Here is an 18,837-nt window from a genome sequence, read left to right as displayed (position 1 = left end):
GATCAGAGGATCAGTGGATCAGGTGGAGGGAGAAGCCGTGGTCGGTGGACACCTTCGCCGTCTTGACCTCGGTGAGGCCCGTGGCCTCGTCGTGGTACCAGCCGGAGTCGGCGGCATCGAGCTCGGCCGCCGAGTCGAGCTGCGGCAGCGGGCCGTCGTCGGTGGCGACGAAGCTGGGCGCGCCCTGGCCGTGGACCGTGAACCGGTAGCTGCGCGCCTGCGGTTTGCCGGTGTAACTCCCCTCGCTGGCCCCGACCTTGACGGTGGTGACGACCGGGTTCGCATGGACGTCGACGCGCTGGGTGGCCGAGGCTCCGCCCGCGTACTGCCGGCTCACGCCGTCGTCCTCGTACAGGGTGTAGGTGGAGGAGCCCCGCTCCGACGGGTAGAGGTCGTAGTCGAGTTCGCCCCGGTCCCGGCTCTCCCAGGACAGCGTGCCCTTGGGCCACATCGGCACGATCGCGCCGCCCCGGACGAACAGCGGCAGGGTGTCGAGCGGCGCAGCGTAGTCGTTGATCGTGGTCGGGCCCTGGTAGGTGCGCCCCGTCCAGTAGTCCGTCCAGGTGCCGGGCGGGAGGTGGATGCCGTTGCGCACCGAGGTGTCGGAGTAGACCGGCGCGACCAGGAAGTCCGGCCCGGCCAGGAACTCGTACTTCGCGTCCGGGCCGAGCGCCGCCGGGTCGTCCGGGTACTCCAGGGCGAGCGGGCGCACCGCGCCGATGCCCGTGCGGGTGGCCTCCGCCGAGAGGGTGTACATGTACGGCAGCAGCCGCTCCTTGAGCTGGAGGTACTTGCGGTTGATCGAGGTGTACGGCTCGCCGTCCAGCCAGGGCTGCTGGTCGCGCTGCTGCTTGCCGCTCATGTCCCGGGCCCAGCCGTCCATGGTCATGATGGCCGGCAGGAACGCCTTCCACTGGAGGTCGCGGGTGTACATCTTCGGGTCGCGGCGGAAGATCGAGCCCACGTCGCCGGTGTCGTACGCGATGCCCGACATCGTGGCGCCCGCGTAGGTGGGGATCTGCCAGCGGATGTAGTCCCAGGACAGGCTCTGGTCGCCGCTCCACAGCACGCCGCAGCGCTGGGCGCCGGCCCAGGAGACGGGCAGCCAGACGAAGCCGCGGGCGTCGCTGTTGTCCTCGATGCCGGCCTTCGCCTGGTCGCAGGCATTGAGCGCGAAGTCGTAGCCGTTGCCGACCCAGGCCACGTCGAGCTTGCGCACCCGCACGCCGGCCTTGACCTCCTCGGCCTGGTTGGGCAGGCCGTTCTGCGTCCACAGGCCCAGCTGGGCGTGGTCCTTTCGAAGGCCCGTGCCGGTCTGCGGGAGGTTCTCGTAGCCGCAGCCGTAGCCGTCGTTGACGAGCATCCAGCCGAGCGGCATCTGCTGCTGCACGTACCCGTCGGCGATCTTGACGGCGTCGAGGGTGTGGCGCTCGCCGCGGTTGGCGTTGTGGAGGTAGCAGTCGGAGTCGCCGGGCTCCAGGCCGTAGACGGGCGGCATGAACGGCTTGCCGACCAGGGCGGTGTACTGGCCGATGACCTTCTTGACGTCGCCGGTGAAGTAGTAGGCGTCCAGGCGGCGTTCCTGCTGGCCGGTGCGCACCGGCGAGCCGAAGTCGTAGGTGCCCGGGGCGAAGGTGTTGCGGAAGACGCCGTAGCCGGCGGTGGAGACGTAGAAGGGCTGGGAGTTGTTGTAGCCGCCCTCGTTCCAGTCGGTGCTGTTGGCGACGTGGACGGTCTGGTCGCGGTGCGAGAAGGAGCCGTTCTGCTCGCCGCCGCCGAAGAACTGCTCCTCGGCGCCGCGCCGGAGGCTCTGGCGCAGTCCGCCCGTGCTCCAGCGCAGCGGGGCGTCCTCCTGCCAGATCGCGGTGCGGTCGTCGGCGCGGTAGAGGCCGAAGCGCAGCGGGTGCTTGTAGACGCGCAGCACCAGGTCGTGGGCGTGGACGGCGTAGTACGCGCCGGTGTCCACCGACCAGGTGCGGGGCTGGAGTTCGGGCTGCTTGCGGATGATGGTGCTGCCGGCCGGGTCGGTGAGCACGCCGTCGGGGGCGGCGCGCAGGCGGAGCTGGTCGTCGGCGAGGAAGTCGACCTTGGCCTTGAGGGAGCCGGCGCCGATGTCGTAGCTGCCCTGGCCGCCGGAGAAGGAGGTGAGGTCCCCGGCGTCGGCGGTCTGCGGGAGGTAGGCGCGGCCGGTGAAGGAGCCGCCGTGCACGTCGTACGGGACGACGAGGACGTGGTAGGTGCCGGACGCCTTGGGGATGACGGTGGCCTCCGGGTCGGCGGTGCCCGCGCTGGAGGCGACCTGCTTCCCGGCGGCGTCGAAGACGTAGAGGTCGAAGTCGTCGGTGGGGTTCTGCCACTGGACGGAGAGCGGGACTCCGCCCTCCGGATTGTCGTTCCAGTAGCCGGCGGGGACGTTCACGGTCAGGTCGAAGCGGGCGCAGACCGCGCCGTCCGGGTCCTGGGCGGCGGGCGGGCAGGAGTTGGCGCCGCCGAGGGTGCCCTTGGCGTACTGCGGGCTCTGCCAGGTGACGTTCTGGTGGTCCCGGTCGAGGACGGCGGAGGGGGTGCCGGCGGCCCGGGCCGGGAGGACGGGCCCGGCGAGGGCGGTGATGCTGCTCAGGGCCGCTGCGAGAGCGGCCCGGCGCAGGCGAAGTGGTCGCACAGTGGTGTCTCCTGTTCTCCTGTCAACGCATGGCGGGTGGTGGCGAGGAGGCCAGCAGACGCAGCAGCCGGGTGACTTCGGCGGCCACGGCGTCCCGGGCGGGGGAGAGGTAGCGGCGGGTGTCCACCGTCTTCGGTTGCGCGCCGAGCTGCGCGCGGACGGTGTCGGTGAACACCCGGTTGAGGTGGGTGGAGATGTTGACCTTGGTCATGCCCGCCCGGACCGCGGCCGCCAGGCCCGCGTCGCCGACGCCGGAGGAGCCGTGCAGCACCAGCGGGACGGGCACGGCGGCGCGCAGCCGGCCGATCAGTTCGAGGTCGAGGACGGCGTCCCGGGTGAGCATCGCGTGGGTGCTGCCCACCGCCACGGCGAGGGCCTCGACCCCGGTGGCCGCGACGAACGCGCGGGCCTGGTCCGGGTCGGTGCGCACTCCGGGGGCGTGGGCGCCGTCCTTGCCGCCGATCTCGCCGAGCTCGGCCTCGACCTGGACGCCCCGGGCCCGGCAGTACGCGACGACCTCCCGGGTGGTGGCGAGGTTCTCCTCGTACGGCAGGGCGGAGCCGTCGAACATCACCGAGCCGAGGCCCAGCCGGACGGCCTCGCGCACCAGCCCGGCGGACTCGGCGTGGTCGAGGTGGACGGCCACCGGCACGCGGGCCGAGCGGGCGATCGCCAGGGTGGCGAGGGCGATCGGTTCGAGGGCGCCGTGGTAGCGGGCGGTGTTCTGGCTGATCTGCAGGATCACCGGCAGGCCGGCGGCCTCGGCACCGGCGGTGATCGCCTGGGCGTGCTCCAGCTGGACGACGTTGAACGCCCCGGCCCCGACGCCCCTGGCGGCGGCCTCCCGGACGATCTCAGCGGTCGGGGTGAGCACGGTCGGTCTCCTTCGGCTCGTCCCTCTTCAGCTCCTCCACGAGGACGGTCGCCCGGAACCGCGGGTGCGCGGCGAGGTCGACCTCGCCCGCCACCGGGCGCAGCACGGCCGCAGCGGACAGCGCCGTCGCCTCCCGCAGCAGTTCGGGCCAGCCGGCGCCGTCCGCGAGCCCGGCGGCCAGCGCCGCCACGCAGGCGTCCCCGGCGCCGGTGGGGTTGCCGGCCAGTCGGCGCGGGGGCGCCGACCGCCAGCGGCCCTCGGGCGTGACGGCGTGCAGGCCGTCGGGGCCCCGGGAGAGCACGACGGCCCGCGCGCCGAGCAGGCGCAGGGTGTCGACGCCGTCCTCGATCCCCGGCCGGCCGGTGGCCTCGGCGAGTTCGGCCGCATTGGGCTTGACCACGTCCGGTCCGGCCGCCAGCGCCGCCAGCAGCGCCGCACCGGAGGCGTCCACCACGGTGGTGGCCCCGGCCCGCGCCGCCGCCGTGACGAGCTGCGCGTACGCGTCCTGCGGCAGACCGGGCGGAAGGCTGCCGGCCAGCACCACGACCTCGGCCTCCTCGACCAGCCGGGCGTAGTGCGCGCGGAAGGCTGCCCACTCGGAGGGCTGCGACCGGGGCCCGGGCTGGTTGAAGACGGTCGCCTCGCCGTCCGCCCGGGAGACGACGGTGACGGTGCGCCGCGAGTCCCCGGCGACGGCGACGAGGTCGTCCCGCAGCCCGGCGGCGTGCAGCTCCTGACGCAGCAGGCTGCCGGTCGCCCCGCCCGCCAGGCCGGTGACGGCGGCCGGCCGGCCGAGGGCCGCCAGGACGCGCGCGACGTTGATGCCCTTGCCGCCGGCCCGCTCGTGCACCCGCTCCACCCGGTGCGAGGCGCCGGGGAGGAGGCGGTCGACCTCGTAGGTGACGTCCAGCGCGGCGTTGAGCGTGACGGTGAGGATCACCGGGCCACCGCCGTCGGTTGCGTCTGCCCGCCCGTCCGCCCGTCAGCTGGCCCGTCCGCCTGCCCGCCCGCCGGCCCGTCAACCGGCCCGTCCGCCTCGCCGCTCGCCCGCCAGGCGTAGAGCCCGGCGCCCAGGCAGCCCGCCAGGTCCCCGAGCCCGGCGCGCACCAGCCTCGGCCTGCGCAGGAGCGCGGTTCGCGCGGCGAGGTGTTCGCGGACCGGGTCGAGCAGCACGGCCCCGGCCCCGGCCAGGCCGCCGCCGAGCACGATCAGCTCGGGCGCGAGGAGCGCCGAGGCGGCGGCGAGCGCCACGGCGAGGCCCTCCACCGCGCGGGCCCAGACCGCCCGGGCCTCCGCGTCCCCCCGCCGCAGCAGGGCCGCGACCTCCTCGGCGCCGCCGACCGTACGGCCCGAGCGGGCGGTGTACGCGGCGGCCACGGCGCTCGCGGAGGCGACGGCCTCCAGGCAGCCGCGCCCGCCGCAGGCACAGGGCGCGCCGTCCGGCTCCACCTCGAGGTGGCCCAGCTCGCCCGCGTAGCCGCCGGCGAGGACGGGGCGGCCGTCGCAGAACACGGCGGCCGCGATGCCCGTCCCGATCGGCACGAACAGCATGTCCCCGGCCCCGCGCGCCGCGCCGAGGACGGACTCGGCCAGCCCTCCCGCCCGGACGTCGTGGCCGAGCGTCACCGGGAGGCCGGTGCGGTCGTGCAGCAGGTCGGCGAGGCGGAGGTCCCGCCAGCCGAGGTTGACGGAGCGGACGGCCCGGCCGGTGCTCTCCTCCACGATGCCGGGGACGACCACGCTGACCTGACGAACCGTCAACTCCCGTTCGGCGGCGAGTCGAGCGAGTGACAGGAGTGCCCCGGCGATTCCGTCCAGGACCGCTCGCCGGTCGGTCGGGAACCGCAGCACCGACAGTGGCCGACACGAGCGGTCCAGCACCGCGCCCTTCATGCCCGTGCCACCGACGTCCAGGGCGAGGACGCAGTCACTGCTAGGCATCCTGGCTCCGCAGGACGACGGAGCGGGTGAGGTGGCGCGGCCGGTCCGGGTCGCAGCCGCGCGCCTCGGCGACGGCGACGGCGAGACGCTGCGCCCGGACGAGGTCGGCCAGGGGGTCCACGTCGCCTTCGGCGTCGCCGGACCGGGCGACGAGCAGCCCGCCGGTCCGGTCGATGTCGGCGGCGAGTCCGTCCGGCAGCGCGCCGAACATCCAGGCGACCCGGCCCGGGCCGGTGACGCTGATCGGCCCGTGCCGGTACTCCATCGCCGGGTACGCCTCCGTCCAGGCCCGGGCGGCCTCGCGCAGCTTCAGGCCGGCCTCCAGCGCGAGCCCGTACGTCCAGCCGCGCCCGAGGAAGGTGAACTGCTCGGCCTCGACCACCCCGGCGGGCAGCGGCTCGGTCACGGCGCGCCCGACGTCGCGTACGGCCCGGGCGAGCGGGCGGACGCCGTCCGGCAGTGCGCCCTCGGCCTCCAGGTGGGCGCGCAGCAGGGCGAGGGCGGTGGTGGCGAAGCGGGTCTGCACCACCGAGCGCTCGTCGGCGAAGTCCAGCACCGCGACCTGGTCGGCCAGCGACATCACCGGGGTGACCGGGTCGGCGGTGAGGGCGGAGGTGGCCACCCCGGCGGCGCGGGCACGCGTCAGCAGGTCCAGCACCTCGGTGGTGGTGCCGGAGCGGGAGACGGCCAGGACGCGGTCGTAGCCGCGCCCGTCCGGGAACTCGGAGGCCGCGAAGGCGTCCGTCTCCCCGTGGCCGCCGCCCTCGCGCAGCGCCGCGTACGCCTGGGCCATGAACCAGGAGGTGCCGCAGCCGACCACGGCGACGCGCTCGCCCCGGCGCGGCAGCGCGGTCACGTGCAGGGGGAGTGACTCGGCGGCCCGGCTCCAGCAGGCGGGCTGCGAGGCGATCTCGGCGGCGGTGTGGGTGGCTGTGTGGGTGGCGGTGTGGGTGCGTGCGTGGCTGGGCGTGTCGGCGGACATCCGGGCTCCTTCGATGGGGGTGAACTGGCGTGACGGGGGCGCTACTTGACCGACCCGGCGGTGAGCCCGGAGACCACCTGCCGCTCGATCAGGGCGAACAGCACCACCACCGGCAGGATGGCGACGACCGATCCGGCGAACAGGTAGTTCCACTGCACGGTGTAGTCGCCGATGAAGCTGTTGAGGCCCACGGTGAGCGGCTGGCTCTGCGGCGCGGTCGACAGGGTCAGGCCCATCACGAACTCGTTCCAGGCGGCGATGAAGGTGAAGATCAGCGCGGTCACCACGCCCGGCATCGCCAGTGGCAGCACGACCCGGCGCAGCACGCCGATCCGGCCGAGGCCGTCGATCATGGCGGCCTCCTCCAGCTCCGCCGGGATCGAGCCGATGTAGGCGGTGAGGATCCAGACGGCGAAGGCCAGGTTGAAGGCCGCGTTGCAGAGGATCAGCGTCCAGACCGAGTTGAGCATGTCCAGCTGGTAGAACTCGCGGTAGAGGCCCACCAGCAGTGAGGTCGGCTGGAACATCTGGGTGACGAGGACGAGCAGCAGGAAGAGCCGCCGCCCCCGGTAGCGGATGCGGGCGGTGTGGTACGCGGCGGGCAGGGCGACCAGCAGCGCGAGCAGGGTGGAGCCGCCGGCGACCAGCAGGCTGACGCGCAGGTTGGCGCCGAGGGTCGAGTCGCGCCAGACCTTGACGAAGTTGGACCAGGCGAACTGCCGTGGCAGGTAGGTCGCGTCGCGCAGCTCGTCGGCCGGGCGCAGCGCGGTGACGACCATCTCCAGGTAGGGGAGCAGGAAGACGGCGGCCAGCAGCCAGGCGGTGGCGGCGAGCAGCAGGGTGCGCGGGCTGAGGCGTATTCGACGGTTCGTCAACTCTCCTCCCCGGTGTCCCTGTTCCAGCGGCTCACCCTCAGGAAGGCCAGCACCATCAGCACCACCAGCGCGAAGTTGACCACCGACATGGCGGCGGACTCCCCGAGGTCGGTGCTCTTCAGCTGGTACATGAACACCGTGGTGGTGGCCGTGTCGCTGCTCGGACCGCCCTGGGTCATGCCCCAGATGACGGGGAAGGAGTTGAAGACGTTGATCAGGTTGATCACCAGGCCGACCAGGAAGGCCGGGCGCAGCAGCGGCAGCGTGATCCGCCGGTACGACTGCCACGGAGAGGCGCCGTCCACCCGGGCCGCCTCATAGATCTCGGCGGGGATCGTCTGGAGGCCGGCCAGCAGGGTGTAGGTGGTGAACGGCAGTGAGACGAAGACGGCGACGGCCACCATCCACGGCCAGGCGGTGGAGGGATCGCCGAGCCAGTCGCGCGGCCCGTCGATGAGGCCGAGATCGGTCATCGCCGTGTTGAGCACGCCCGCGGTGCGGTCGAGCATCCAGCGGAAGCCGATGGAGGTCATCAGGACGGAGGCGGCCCAGGGGGCGATCAGCGCCCAGCGGGCGAACCTGCGGCCGGGGAAGCGCTGGTCGAACAGCTGGGCCAGGCCGAGGGAGAGCAGCATGGTGAGGCCGACCACGGCGAGGGTCCAGACCACCGTGGAGAGCAGCACGTGGCCGAGGTCGGTCTCGCCGAGGAGCTTGCGGTACTTGTCCAGTCCGGCGGAGCCGCGGACGAAGCCGCTGGTGCTGATGCGCAGGAAGGAGGTGCGCACCATCTCGTACACGGGCCACAGGACGACGAGGAGGATCAGCAGGACGGCCGGGCCGATCCACGGCAGCGGGCCCAGCGTGCGGTGAAGCGGCCTTCGGCGGGCGGCGGGGTCGACGGACAACGGGGTGCCTTTCGCGGGGCGCGGGCGGCTACGTGGTCGCTAGTTCGCTAGTGGTCGCTACGTGTGCGCTGGGTGGTCGCTACTGGTTCGCGACGGCGTCCTGGGCCTTCTTCTGGAGGTCGCCGAGCACTTTGGCCGGGTCGGAGGAGACGGCGCCGCCGACGGACTTCTTCATCTCGGCGGAGACCGCATCCCAACTGGTGTCGCCCAGCGGGTAGAAGGAGGCGTTCGGCAGGAGGGCGAAGAACGGTTCGAGGTCCTTGTGCTTGCCGCTGGAGGTCATCTCGCGCAGCGTGTCCTGGGTGACCGGCATCAGGTTGTAGGTCTCGTCGAAGGTGAGGGTGTTCTCCTTCGTGTAGACGAAGTCGAGGAACTTCCTGATCTGGTCGCGGTGGCCGTTCTTCTTGAAGGCCATCGTCCAGTCGGCCACGCCGAGGGTGGATTTGAGCGGGCCCGACTTGCCGGGGATCGGCGCGACGCCGTAGTCGACCTTGCCGTCCTTGGCCATCTGGATCAGCGAGGGGTGGCCGTTGAGCATGCCCGCCTTGCCGGCGGCGAAGTCGGCGAAGGCGGTCTTGCGGTCGGTGGTCGCCGGGTTGGCGTAGGTGAGGCCGGGGTCGACGAGGTTGGCCCTGAGCCAGGCGAAGGTGTCGATGTCGGCCTGGCTGTTGAGGGCGTACGTGCCGTCCTTGGCGGTGGGCCCGCCGCCGTTGCCCAGCTCCCAGATCATGCTCTCGCCCTGCGCCTCCTCCGGGCCGAGCGGCAGGGCGTACGGGGTGACGCCGGGCGCCTTGGCCTTGAGCAGCTCGGCGTCCTTGCGGACCTCCTCCCAGGTGGTGGGCGGCTGGGGGATGCCGGCCTGCTGGAAGAGCGCCTTGTTGTAGAAGAAGGCGCGGGCGGAGGAGACGAACGGGATGCCGTACTGGACGCCCTTGACCTTCCCCGCCTCGGTGAAGCTGTCGAGGAAGTCGGCCCTGGTGCCGCTGGAGAGCACGTCCTCGGCCTTGTAGAGCAGGTCGTCGGCGACCTTGTCGGCGTAGCCGCCGGTCTGGAGGACGTCCGGCACGTTGCCGCTCTGGATCATCGTGCGGACCTGCTTGTCGATGTCGTTCCAGTTCACCACCTGGACGTCGACCTTGATGCCGGGGTTGGCGGTGGTGAACGCCGTGGCCAGGGAGTTCCAGTACGCCTTGGAGCTGTTGGACTCCTTGTCGCCGTAGTCGGCGGCGACCAGCTTGAGCGTCACTTTGCCGTCGGCGTCTTTCCCGCCGCCTTCGCTGCTGCCGCTGCCGCAGGCGGTGAGGACGAGCGCGCCGAGGGCACAGGCCGCCGAGAAGGCAAGGACACGATTCTTCAACGCAGTTACCGCCTTCGCATGCCGCATGGTTCGATCTTGAGCTGAGGGTGATCCAAGTTGCTTGAAGAGTGCTTCTTTCGAGCAGGTTCGATCGAGCTTGCTGCGTCGGACAGTTCATGTCAATGGTGCGTGCAGCGAAAAGCCCGACCGGGTGGTCCCGGTCGGGCACGGTGGTGGGTGACGCGCGATCAGGCCCGCAGGACCCGCACCCCGCAGTCGGCGATCGCCTTCTCCTGCGCCGCGTCGGCCTCCTGGTCGGTGACCAGGTCGTCGACCTCGGACAGCGGGCAGATCTTCGCGAAGGTGACCCGGCCGATCTTCGTACTGTCGGCCAGCACCACCGAGCGCGTGCTGCTGCGGAGGAAGGCCAGATCGGTCTGGGCCTCCATCTCGTCGTGCGTGGTGCAGCCCTCCTGGGCGGTCAGGCCGTCCACGCCGATGAAGGCCAGGTCCAGGTGGTACTGCGCGAGCATCCGGTCGGCGGCCGGCCCCACCAGTTCGTAGCTCGTCGTACGGGCGATCCCGCCCACCACCACCAGGCGGATGTCCGGCCGCACGATGAGGTCGGCCGCGATGTTGACCGCGTTGGTGACGATGGTGATCCCGCCGCGCTCGGCCAGCACCCGGGCCAGCTCGCTCGTGGTCGTCCCACCCGTCAGGCCCACCACCGCGCCGTCCGGCACCAGCCGGTCGGCCGCCAGCGCGATCCGCCGCTTCTCCGCCTGGCGCTGGCCCCGCTTGTGCCGCAGCGGCAGCTCCAGGTTGACGGCACCGGTGACGGCCCCGCCCCGGGTGCGGTGCAACAGCCCCTGGTCGTGCAGTTCCTGAAGGTCGCGCCGGACGGTGGCCGGCGACACCCCCAGGAGATCGGCCAGCTCGTGCACATCGGCGCTGCCGGCCTCGGCCATGCGTGACAGGATGCGGGCGGTTCGATCAGCTTTGAGCATGCCGGAAGTGTAGTGGCGTCGACTGAGGTGTCGGTTGAGGTGCCGACTGAGGCGCCGGCTCCCCGGCGGCCGCCGACCGGCGGTCTCAGTCGGTGGTGGCCAGGCGGTCCATCAGGCCGGCCGCGAGGATCAGGACCTGGCGCTCGGTGTGGTTGAGACCGCCGAGGGCCGAGCCCAGCCAGACGTCCCGCTGGGCCATGTCCTCGGTGAAGGCGCGGCGGCCCTCCTCGGTGATCGCGAGAAGCACCTGGCGGCGGTCGGCCGCACTGCGGGTCCGGGACACCAGGCCCGCGCCCTCGAGGTCGGCGAAGACCCGGGTGAGCGACTGCGGCTGCTGGCGTTCGGCCGCCGCGAGATCGCCCGGAGTGGTCGGGCCGTGGTGCAGCAGATGGGCCAGCACGCTGGTCTTGTTGGTGCTCAGGGCCCCTTCCGGCCGCTCGGTCCGCAGTCGCCGGGCCAGTCGCAGGACCCCGCGCCGGATCGCTGCCGCTTCCTTCTCGTCCTCCATGGTTCTAAGGTACCACTTACAAATAACCGGGATTGGTCTCAAAAAAGTCGGGCGGAGACCGGACAAGTGATACGTAATGCTTAGGAATCAGCAGGTCCGCAGTGCGGTGGTCACCAGCGCCGCGATGATGGTCGCCTTCCTGCTGGCCTGGCTGCTGGAGACGCTGGCAGGGCTGAACCCGGACGTGGTCGTCCTCGCCGTCGTCCTCACACTGAGCCTGGGGCGGGCGCTGCGCCCGGGGCGCGGCCCCGTTCAGGGCGTCGTGCCGCTGGTGCTCGCCGTGGTCGCCGTCGGCGCGGGCGGCGTCGGCCGGCTGCTCCAGGAGCACCCGAACGCCGGGGGTACGGTCTTCACGCTCGCCCTGGGCCTGTCGGTGTGGGTCCGCCGCTTCGGTCCGCAGGCGGCGCGGCTCGGGACGCTGATCGCGCTCCCGTTCATCGGGCTCCTCGTGGCCCCGATGCCACTGCCGCCCGGCGCGGCCCAGCCGCTGTGGGGAGCCGTGGCCGCGGTCATCGCCTACGCATCGGTGGTGCTGGCGCGATCCGTCGCCGACCGCACCGGGTTCACCGCCCCGGCGCCGTCCGACGAACCGGTTCGGCCGGCGCCGCAGCCGCGCGGGCGGGTGGCGGTCAGCACGAGGATGGCACTCCAGATGACCGTCGCCGTGGGCGCGAGCTTCGCGCTCGGCCGCTGGGCCTACCCGGACCACTGGCCGTGGCTGGTCCTCACGGCCTTCATCGTGTGCAGCGGCAACCGCGGGCGGGGCGACGTGCTGCACAAGGCCGGCCTGCGCGTGGTCGGCGCCGGCCTGGGCACGCTCGCGGCGACCCCGCTGGCCGGCCTCTTCGGGCCCGGCGACCGGCGCTCGATCGTGGTCATCCTGGCCGTGCTGGCGGTCGCGACCTGCCTACGGGCCGTCAACTACGCCTACTGGGCCGGTGCGGTGACGGCCGCGCTCTCCCTGCTGTACGGCTACTTCGGGCAGACGGGACAGGCCCTGCTGGTGCAACGGCTGGCGGCCATCGTCCTGGGCGCGGCGCTGGCCGTCGCCGCCAGCTGGCTGCTGCTGCCGGTGCGCAGCAGGCAGGTGCTGCGCGGTCGTGCGGCCGCGCTCCTCACCGCACTGGGCGAGCTGGCCGACGCGGTGCGCCACCGGCCCGAAGGCGTCGGGCACCACCGGGCCCGCTGCCAGGAGGCGCTGCGACGCGTCGAAGAGGTCGCCCGCCCGCCGCAGCTGCACCGGCTGCTCACCCGCCGGCTGTCGGCCCGGCGGCGGCCCGCGGCGCACGCGGCCGACGCCCTGGAGGCGGCCCGGCGCTGCGCGTCCGCCGTCGCCCGCCTCGGGGACACGGCCGATAGCACCGTCCCCGCCGCCGCACTGGCGGAACTGGACGCGGCACGTGCCGAGTTGGGCCGCGTCCTGCGGGCGACCCGGCCGGCGGCCGCCACGTGAAAGCCCCTCCGGCGCCGCCGCGAACCGCCGTACGGCGTGATCCGAGAAGCACGTCCTACCGGCCGCCGTCCTCCGGCGGCAGCCAGCGGTCGGTGTCGGCCTTGCCCGGGGCGAGGCGGTTCACGACCTCGGCCAGTTCGACCGTCGCCTGCTCGATCCGCCGGTAGGTGTCCCGCTGCTCGGCCACGATCGCGGCCAGCAGCAGGCCGGTGAGCGCCGCGCACCCGTTGAGGGCCTGCAACGTCACCATGGCGGCGACCAGCCCGTGACCGGCGAACGGGCCGGCCTGGTGGGTGGCCGCCGTGACGGTGAGCACCGAGACCAGCAGGACGCAGGACGCCGCTCCGAGCTGCTGGAACCGGAGCGCCGCCCAGATCAGGAACGGGAAGACCAGGAAGAGCACGCTGAGCGTGGTGGAGGTGGCGACCACGGAGGCGCCGACGGTGCCGGCCAGCAGCAGGACGGGCTCCACCCAGTCGAACCGGCGCCGGTCGGTCGTCAGCCGGTCAGCCGTCAGCCGGTCCGTGCTCAGCCAGTCGGTGGTCAGCCGGTCATCGGTCGGCCGGTCATCGGTCGGCCGGTCCGCGCGCAGCCGGGCCGTGCGCAGCGCCAGCAGCACCGGGGTCACCACCAGCACCCCCATCGCGTCGCCCGTCCACCAGGCCGACCAGGTGGACCAGAACCCGTCGGCCGGCAGGTCGCCGTTCAGGATCAGGACGGCGGTGCCGATGAGGGAGCTGACCAGCATCCCGGCGAACGCCCCCAGGAACACCAGCGCCATCCCGTCCCGCAGCCGGTCCAGCTCGATCCGGAACCGGGCCCGGCGCAGCATCAGGTACGCGGCGACCGGGGCCAGGGTGTTCCCGGCCACGATGCCGGCAGCGCCCCAGGTCGGCGGCCCGGAGGAGGCGATCACCAGGAAGGCGCCCAGGGCCACCGCCGGCCAGACGCGCAGGCCGAACAGCAGCAGACAGGTGAGCGCGATCCCGGTCGGCGGCCAGAGCGGGGTGACCTTGGCCCCGCCGATCACCACCTGCTCCAGCAGGCCGATCCGCCCGGCCCCGAGGTAGACCGCGGTGACCGCGAGCTGGAACGCGGCGGCCCGGGCGAGGCGGCGGGCATCGTGGGCGCGGGGCGTGGTGGTGGGCGGCACAGGAGCCATCTGACTACGGACGGGCACGCGGTACCGGCGTGACACGCACGCGCCCGTGCGCAGCGGGAGTCCTCAGGGGTCGTGGCGGTCGTCGTGGCGCAGCACCAGCACGGCGGCGTCGTCGGTGTGCCCGGTCAGGTCGGCGACCTCCAGGAGTTCGGCGGCCAGCACCTCCGGCTCGTCCGCGACCCGCTCCCGGAGCACGGCCGCCACCCGCTCCAGCCCGGCCTCGATCGGGAACTCGGGCCCCTCGACCACCCCGTCCGTGACCAGGGCGACGACCCCGGTCCCGGTCAGCCGGTGGTGGCCGACCGGGTACCGCTGGCCGGGCAGCACCCCGAGCGGCGGGCCGCCCTCGTCGTCGGCGGTGCACTGGCCCCAGCGGCCCTCGCCGTCCGCCCAGATGGACGGGACGTGCCCGGCCCGGGCGTGCGACAGGTCCCCGGTGGCCGGGTCGTAGCGCAGGAAGGTGCAGGTGGCGAAGCGGCGGCTGTCCATGGAGATCAGCAGGTCGTTGGCCCGGCTCAGGACCTCGCCGGGGTCGGCGTCCGTGGTCGCCACCGCGCGCAGCCCGACCCGCACCTGGCCCATGATCGCCGCCGCCTCCACGTCGTGGCCCTGGACGTCCCCGAGGGAGAAGGCCACCGAGCCGTCCGCCAGCCGGAAGCCGTCGTACCAGTCCCCGCCGACGCTGAGACCGTGCCGGGCGGGCGCGTACCGGGCCGCCGCCCGCAGACCGGGCAGCTGCGGCAGCGCGGACGGCAGCAGCTCGCGCTGGAGGGCCTCGGCCAGCTCGACCCGGGCCCGCTGCGCCTCGGTCTGTTCCAGGGCGGACGCGGTCAGCCGGCCGAGTTCGGTCAGCAGGTCGTCGGCGCTGGGGCGGCCGGCGGGGCGGCGGCGGATCATCGGCCCTCCGGCGGGCTGTGGGGTGGGTGACCAGAGCCAGCGTATGTCGGCCGAACGGGCGACGGCCGCTCGAGCGGCCCGAGGGCGGGGTGATCGCCCCGAGGCGTACGAACCCAGGGTGATGTGGCGTGCGCGGAAGGTGATCGAGGCCGGCCGGGTTGCCGAGCAGGACGGCCCGGGCCTGGTGGCAGGCGAAGGCGCCGCCGGTCAGGCCCACTCGGCGGGCAGGCCGAAGCGCTGGACGTGCTCCGTCCCGAGGAACGAAGTGAGCGCCTCGATCAGCTCGCCGCGCAGCGTCAGCACCGTGACCGACCACGCGATGTGCGGGGCCGAAGGGCTCGCGCCCACGTAGAAGGCGACCGCCGGCTGGCCGTTCGCCGAGGTGAGGCGGTGGCGCCAGCTCGGGCAGCGGGTGAGCGGGACCTCGACGGCGAAGTCCATGACGGCCTCGCGTCCCTGGTACCACTGGGCGAGCGGCGGCATGGACCAGGTGACGTCCTCGGTGAGCAGGGCGACCAGGGCGTCGGCGTCCCCGCGCTCCAGGGCGGCGGCGAAGGCGGTGACCGTCTCGCGGACCCGGGCGTCGCCGAGCTTGCGCAGGGCCTGCTGCTGCGAGGGCGCCGGGACGCGTTCGGCGAGCCGGCGGCGGGCCCGGGCGAGGGCGGAGTTCACCGAGGTGGTCGAGGTGTCCATCATGGCGGCGATCTCGGCGGCGGAGAAGCCGAGCACGTCGAACAGCAGCAGCGCGGCCCGCTGGTTGCCCGGCAGGTGCTGCACGGCGGCGACGAAGGCGAGCTCGACGGCCTCGCGCTGCTCGTACCGCGCGGCGGGACCGGCCGGGCCGGCGGGCAGGCCCGCGTCGGGGTAGGGGCCCAGCCAGGCGACCTCGGTCAGCGCGGTGGCGTCGAGGACGGCGTGGTCGCTTGCCGGGCCGAGGTCCACCGGCAGAGCGCGCCTTCCGCGGCGGGTGATGGCGCTCAGGCAGGTGTGGGTGGCCACCGTGTACAGCCAGGCGCGCAGTGAGCTGCGGCCCTCGAAGCCGGCCAGACCCTGCCAGGCCCGCAGCAGCGTCTCCTGCAACGCGTCGTCCGCGTCGTGGGCCGAGCCGAGCATGCGGTAGCAGTGGACGTGCAGTTCCCCGCGCAGTGGTGCCACCAGCCGGGTGAACGCCGCGTCGTCCCCCTCGCGTGCCCCGGCCAGGTCGTCCGATGCGGAGGCCGCGGAAATTTCCTCGCTCACGGGCGACGATTCTGCCCCATCCCGTGGGTCATAACGTCGACCGCTCGTTCAGCCACCCCGAGGAGGACCCGTGTCCACCGCCGAATTCCCGCACACCACCGACCTGTCCACCACCGACCTGTCCACCGCCGACCTCAAGTCGGACCTGCGCCGCTACCTGCAGGACGCCCGCGAGACCGTGCTCTGGAAGCTGGACGGCCTCTCGGAGCGCGACGTCCGCCGTCCGCTCACCCCGACCGGCACCAACCTGCTCGGCCTGGTCAAGCACCTGGCCGGCGTCGAACTGCTCTACCTGGGCTGGGTGTTCGGCCGCCACTACACCGAGCCGGTGGCCTGGTTCCGCCCCGACCTGGGCCCGTTCGGCCTCGCCCCCGACACCGACAAGTGGGCCACCGCCAACGAGTCCCGCGCGTACATCACCGACACCTACCGCCGGGCCTGGCAGCACGCCGACGCCACCATCGACGCCCTCCCGCTGACCGCCACCGGCTTTGTCCCCTGGTTCCCCGAGCCCCGTCGTGCGGCCACTCTCCATCAGATCCTGATCCACCTGGTCGCCGAGACCGAGCGCCACACCGGCCATGCGGACGTCGTCCGCGAGCTGATCGACGGTACGGTCGGCTACCGGCCCGGCGCCGCAGGGCAGTTGCCGCCGATGGACGAGCAGGGGTGGGCGGAGTACCGCGCCAGGCTCGAGGAGGTGGCCGCCGCCGCCCGGGACTGAGGCCGGCCCACTCATGGACGGGCCGCACCGGCTCCCCGGGGCGGCCGGGCGGCCCGTCCGGCCGGTTCGGGGCCGTTGAGGGCGAGCCGCAGGGACGGTCCGACGTGGCGGACGATTTCATCAGCGGTCATCGAGGCCACGGGTTCCAGCCGGACCAGGTAGCGCGTGGTGATCACCCCGGCGACCACCACGCCGAACGCCGCCGCCCGTCGCTGCGCGCCGGGGCCGTCGAGCCGGGCCGCCACCCGCTCCACGATCTCGCGTTGCAGGACCTCCCGCACCAGAGCCCCGTGCCCCTCGTCCTGCACCGCGTTGCGCAGCATGGCCAGCAGCGGGGGGCCGGACGCGGGGTTGTCCCAGACGGCGATCAGAGTGCGCAGCAGGCGCTGCGGCAGGGTGGCCGGATCGCCCGCCAGCACCTGCTCGATCACCTCGGCCGGGTTGACCGCCAGTGCCATCGCGGCGCCGAACAGGCCCCGCTTGGAACCGAAGTAGTAGCTGATCAGCGCCATGTCGACGCCCGCCTCCGCCGCGATCGAGCGCAGCGTCACGGCCTGGTACCCCTCGGCCAGGAAACGGCGGCGGGCGACCTCCAGGACGGCGGCCTTGGTGTCCGGGCTGCCGGGGCGACGACCTCGTGGCACGCCTCGCTCCTTCCGTCGTGGCCGATTAATTCATCAGCGTTGAAATGGTAGCCCGCGCGGCGCCACCGTGGTGCTCGTCCCACTCACCCGAATCCAGGGGAGGCCGAGCACCGTGCACGCCGTCCAGTCACCGCTCGCCACCGCGTCACCCGCCGCCGGCGCCGCTGCGCCCGCCCGCCACACCGCCGTCCTGGCGATCACCTGCCTCGCGCTGGCCACCGTGGTCGCCGCGATGTCCTCACTGAACGTGGCCCTCCCGGCGATCGCCCGCGAGACCCACGCCGACCAGTCCCAGCTGTCCTGGATCATCGACGCCTACAGCCTGGTCTTCGCCGCCCTGCTGCTCCCCGCCGGTGCGCTCGGCGACCGGTTCGGCCGCCGTCGCGCGCTGCTCGCGGGGCTGACGGTCTTCGGCGCCGGGTCCGCGCTGGCGATGACCACCACCTCGCCGGACGCGCTGATCGCCGTCCGGGCCCTGCTCGGGGTCGGCGCGGCGCTGGTCATGCCCGCCACCCTCGCCACCATCACCAGCACCTTCCCGCGAGAGCGGCGGGCCGGCGCGGTCAGCGTCTGGGCGGCCGTGGCGGGGGCGTCCGCCGTGGTCGGGGTGCTGATCTCGGGTTCCCTTCTGCAGGAGTGGAGTTGGCGCTCGGTCTTCCTGCTGAACGTGGTGCTCGCGGGGCTGGCCGTGGCCGGGGTGGTGGCCCGGGTGCCGGAGTCGGCCGAGCCGCAGCAGCCGCCGCTGGACGTACTCGGTGCGCTGCTGGTCGCCACCGGTCTCGGGGTGCTCGTCTACAGCATCATCGAGGCGCCGCAGCACGGTTGGACCAGCCCGGCCACCCTGGGCGGCGCGGGCCTCGGGCTGCTGGTCCTGATCGGCTTCGTCGCCTGGGAGTTGAGGACCGGCCACCCGCTGCTCGACCCTCGGCTGTTCCGCAACCGCAGGTTCGCGGCCGGCACGGCGTCGATCGCGCTGCAGTTCTTCGCCTTCTTCGGCTTCCTCTTCGTCCTGATGCAGTACCTGCAACTGGTGCGCGGCGACAGCGCGTTGACGGCCGCGGTCAGCATGCTGCCGATGGCGGCGACCCTGGTGCCCGGCTCCCGGCTGAGCCCGCTGCTCGGCGCCCGGCTCGGCGTCCGGCGCCCGTGGGTGGCCGGTCTGGTGCTGGCGGCCACCGGTCTCGGCCTCTTCTCCCGGGTCGACGGCGACACCCCGTACTGGCAGCTCGCGGGAATCCTGGTGGTGCTCGGGGCCGGTCTCGGACTGGCGATGCCGCCCGCCACCACCGCCATCACCGACGCCCTGCCCGCCACCCAGCAGGCCGTGGGCTCGGCGATGAACGACCTGGCCCGGGAACTCGGCGGCGCCCTGGGCATCGCGGTCCTCGGCAGCATCCTGACCGCCGGCTACCGGAGCCACCTCACCCTCCCGGACCTGCCGGCGCAGGCCGCCGACGCCGCCCGCTCCTCCCTCGGCGCGGCGGCCGCGATGGGCGGCCCGGTGCTCGACCACGCCCGTACGGCCTTCGTCGCCGGACTCCAGGAGGCGCTGCTCGGCGGCGCGGCGACGCTCCTGCTGGCGGCGGTCGCGGTGGCCCTGCTCCTGCGGCGGCGCAGCTCGGAGCGGTGAGACCGTCCGTGAAACGGCGAGGGCGCGCACCACGCGG

Annotated in this window: 17 protein-coding genes; 3 read left to right on the top strand and 14 right to left on the bottom strand. The window is 73.5% G+C overall.

Features of this window, described 5'->3' with window-relative positions; translation table 11 throughout:
* Positions 1-10: 10 nt before the first annotated feature.
* The 10 genes from ACIBCA_RS00945 to ACIBCA_RS00900 form a co-directional block, all read right to left on the bottom strand.
* The gene (locus ACIBCA_RS00945) at positions 11-2,662 is read right to left on the bottom strand and encodes a TIM-barrel domain-containing protein (protein WP_396280616.1); all 2,652 of its coding nucleotides are present in this window, start codon (positions 2,660-2,662) and stop codon (positions 11-13) included.
* 22 nt (positions 2,663-2,684) lie between these two features.
* The gene (locus ACIBCA_RS00940) at positions 2,685-3,536 is read right to left on the bottom strand and encodes a ketose-bisphosphate aldolase (protein WP_396280615.1); all 852 of its coding nucleotides are present in this window, start codon (positions 3,534-3,536) and stop codon (positions 2,685-2,687) included.
* Positions 3,517-4,476, bottom strand: coding sequence for a 1-phosphofructokinase family hexose kinase (locus tag ACIBCA_RS00935; RefSeq protein WP_396280614.1), 960 nt, complete (start codon positions 4,474-4,476; stop codon positions 3,517-3,519). Before ACIBCA_RS00935 ends, ACIBCA_RS00940 begins: the two co-directional genes overlap by 20 nt.
* Positions 4,473-5,477, bottom strand: a complete 1,005-nt coding sequence (locus tag ACIBCA_RS00930) for an ROK family protein (protein WP_396280613.1) — start codon at positions 5,475-5,477, stop codon at positions 4,473-4,475. The genes ACIBCA_RS00935 and ACIBCA_RS00930 overlap by 4 nt, the downstream gene beginning before the upstream one ends.
* On the bottom strand, positions 5,470-6,459 hold the full coding sequence (locus ACIBCA_RS00925) for an SIS domain-containing protein (RefSeq protein ID WP_396280612.1): 990 nt from the start codon (positions 6,457-6,459) through the stop codon (positions 5,470-5,472). Before ACIBCA_RS00925 ends, ACIBCA_RS00930 begins: the two co-directional genes overlap by 8 nt.
* A gap of 41 nt (positions 6,460-6,500) precedes the next feature.
* Positions 6,501-7,334 (bottom strand): carbohydrate ABC transporter permease, encoded by an 834-nt coding sequence (locus ACIBCA_RS00920; RefSeq protein ID WP_396280611.1) that lies wholly within the window; start codon positions 7,332-7,334, stop codon positions 6,501-6,503.
* Complete coding sequence (locus ACIBCA_RS00915; protein WP_396280610.1) at positions 7,331-8,239, bottom strand: carbohydrate ABC transporter permease; 909 nt, start codon at positions 8,237-8,239, stop codon at positions 7,331-7,333. The genes ACIBCA_RS00920 and ACIBCA_RS00915 overlap by 4 nt, the downstream gene beginning before the upstream one ends.
* A gap of 79 nt (positions 8,240-8,318) precedes the next feature.
* Complete coding sequence (locus ACIBCA_RS00910; protein ID WP_396280609.1) at positions 8,319-9,596, bottom strand: extracellular solute-binding protein; 1,278 nt, start codon at positions 9,594-9,596, stop codon at positions 8,319-8,321.
* A gap of 188 nt (positions 9,597-9,784) precedes the next feature.
* A complete protein-coding gene (locus tag ACIBCA_RS00905) occupies positions 9,785-10,543 on the bottom strand; it encodes a DeoR/GlpR family DNA-binding transcription regulator (RefSeq protein ID WP_396280608.1) in 759 nt (252 codons plus the stop codon).
* A gap of 85 nt (positions 10,544-10,628) precedes the next feature.
* A complete protein-coding gene (locus ACIBCA_RS00900; RefSeq protein ID WP_396280607.1) occupies positions 10,629-11,051 on the bottom strand; it encodes a MarR family winged helix-turn-helix transcriptional regulator in 423 nt (140 codons plus the stop codon).
* Between the two features lie 76 nt (positions 11,052-11,127).
* On the opposite strand from ACIBCA_RS00900, the gene ACIBCA_RS00895 reads away from it, so the two are divergent.
* A complete protein-coding gene (locus ACIBCA_RS00895) occupies positions 11,128-12,504 on the top strand; it encodes an FUSC family protein (protein ID WP_396280606.1) in 1,377 nt (458 codons plus the stop codon).
* Positions 12,505-12,559: 55 nt separating this feature from the next.
* Here ACIBCA_RS00895 and ACIBCA_RS00890 read toward each other — a convergent pair whose 3' ends face one another.
* The 3 genes from ACIBCA_RS00890 to ACIBCA_RS00880 all read right to left on the bottom strand — a co-directional run bounded on the left by ACIBCA_RS00890 (position 12,560) and on the right by ACIBCA_RS00880 (position 15,802).
* Positions 12,560-13,666, bottom strand: coding sequence for an MASE1 domain-containing protein (locus tag ACIBCA_RS00890; RefSeq protein WP_396280605.1), 1,107 nt, complete (start codon positions 13,664-13,666; stop codon positions 12,560-12,562).
* Positions 13,667-13,729: 63 nt separating this feature from the next.
* Positions 13,730-14,563 carry a PP2C family protein-serine/threonine phosphatase gene (locus ACIBCA_RS00885; protein ID WP_396280604.1) on the bottom strand — a complete coding sequence of 278 codons (834 nt, stop codon included), beginning with the start codon at positions 14,561-14,563 and terminating at the stop codon, positions 13,730-13,732.
* A gap of 207 nt (positions 14,564-14,770) precedes the next feature.
* Positions 14,771-15,802 carry a sigma-70 family RNA polymerase sigma factor gene (locus tag ACIBCA_RS00880; RefSeq protein WP_396280603.1) on the bottom strand — a complete coding sequence of 344 codons (1,032 nt, stop codon included), beginning with the start codon at positions 15,800-15,802 and terminating at the stop codon, positions 14,771-14,773.
* A 118-nt stretch (positions 15,803-15,920) separates the two neighbouring features.
* On the opposite strand from ACIBCA_RS00880, the gene ACIBCA_RS00875 reads away from it, so the two are divergent.
* On the top strand, positions 15,921-16,526 hold the full coding sequence (locus ACIBCA_RS00875; RefSeq protein ID WP_396281216.1) for a DinB family protein: 606 nt from the start codon (positions 15,921-15,923) through the stop codon (positions 16,524-16,526).
* Positions 16,527-16,537: 11 nt separating this feature from the next.
* Here the strand turns inward: ACIBCA_RS00875 and ACIBCA_RS00870 are convergent, their stop codons facing one another.
* Entirely contained in the window at positions 16,538-17,170 is a 633-nt protein-coding gene (locus ACIBCA_RS00870) for a TetR family transcriptional regulator (RefSeq protein ID WP_396280602.1), read from the bottom strand.
* A 112-nt stretch (positions 17,171-17,282) separates the two neighbouring features.
* On the opposite strand from ACIBCA_RS00870, the gene ACIBCA_RS00865 reads away from it, so the two are divergent.
* Positions 17,283-18,800: an MFS transporter gene (locus ACIBCA_RS00865; protein WP_396280601.1), complete on the top strand. Its 1,518-nt coding sequence runs from the start codon at positions 17,283-17,285 to the stop codon at positions 18,798-18,800.
* Positions 18,801-18,837 lie beyond the last annotated feature (37 nt).

The organism is Kitasatospora sp. NPDC051170, assembly GCF_044455705.1.
Lineage (GTDB): Bacteria > Actinomycetota > Actinomycetes > Streptomycetales > Streptomycetaceae > Kitasatospora.
This window is presented reverse-complemented; position numbering and strand designations above follow the sequence as displayed.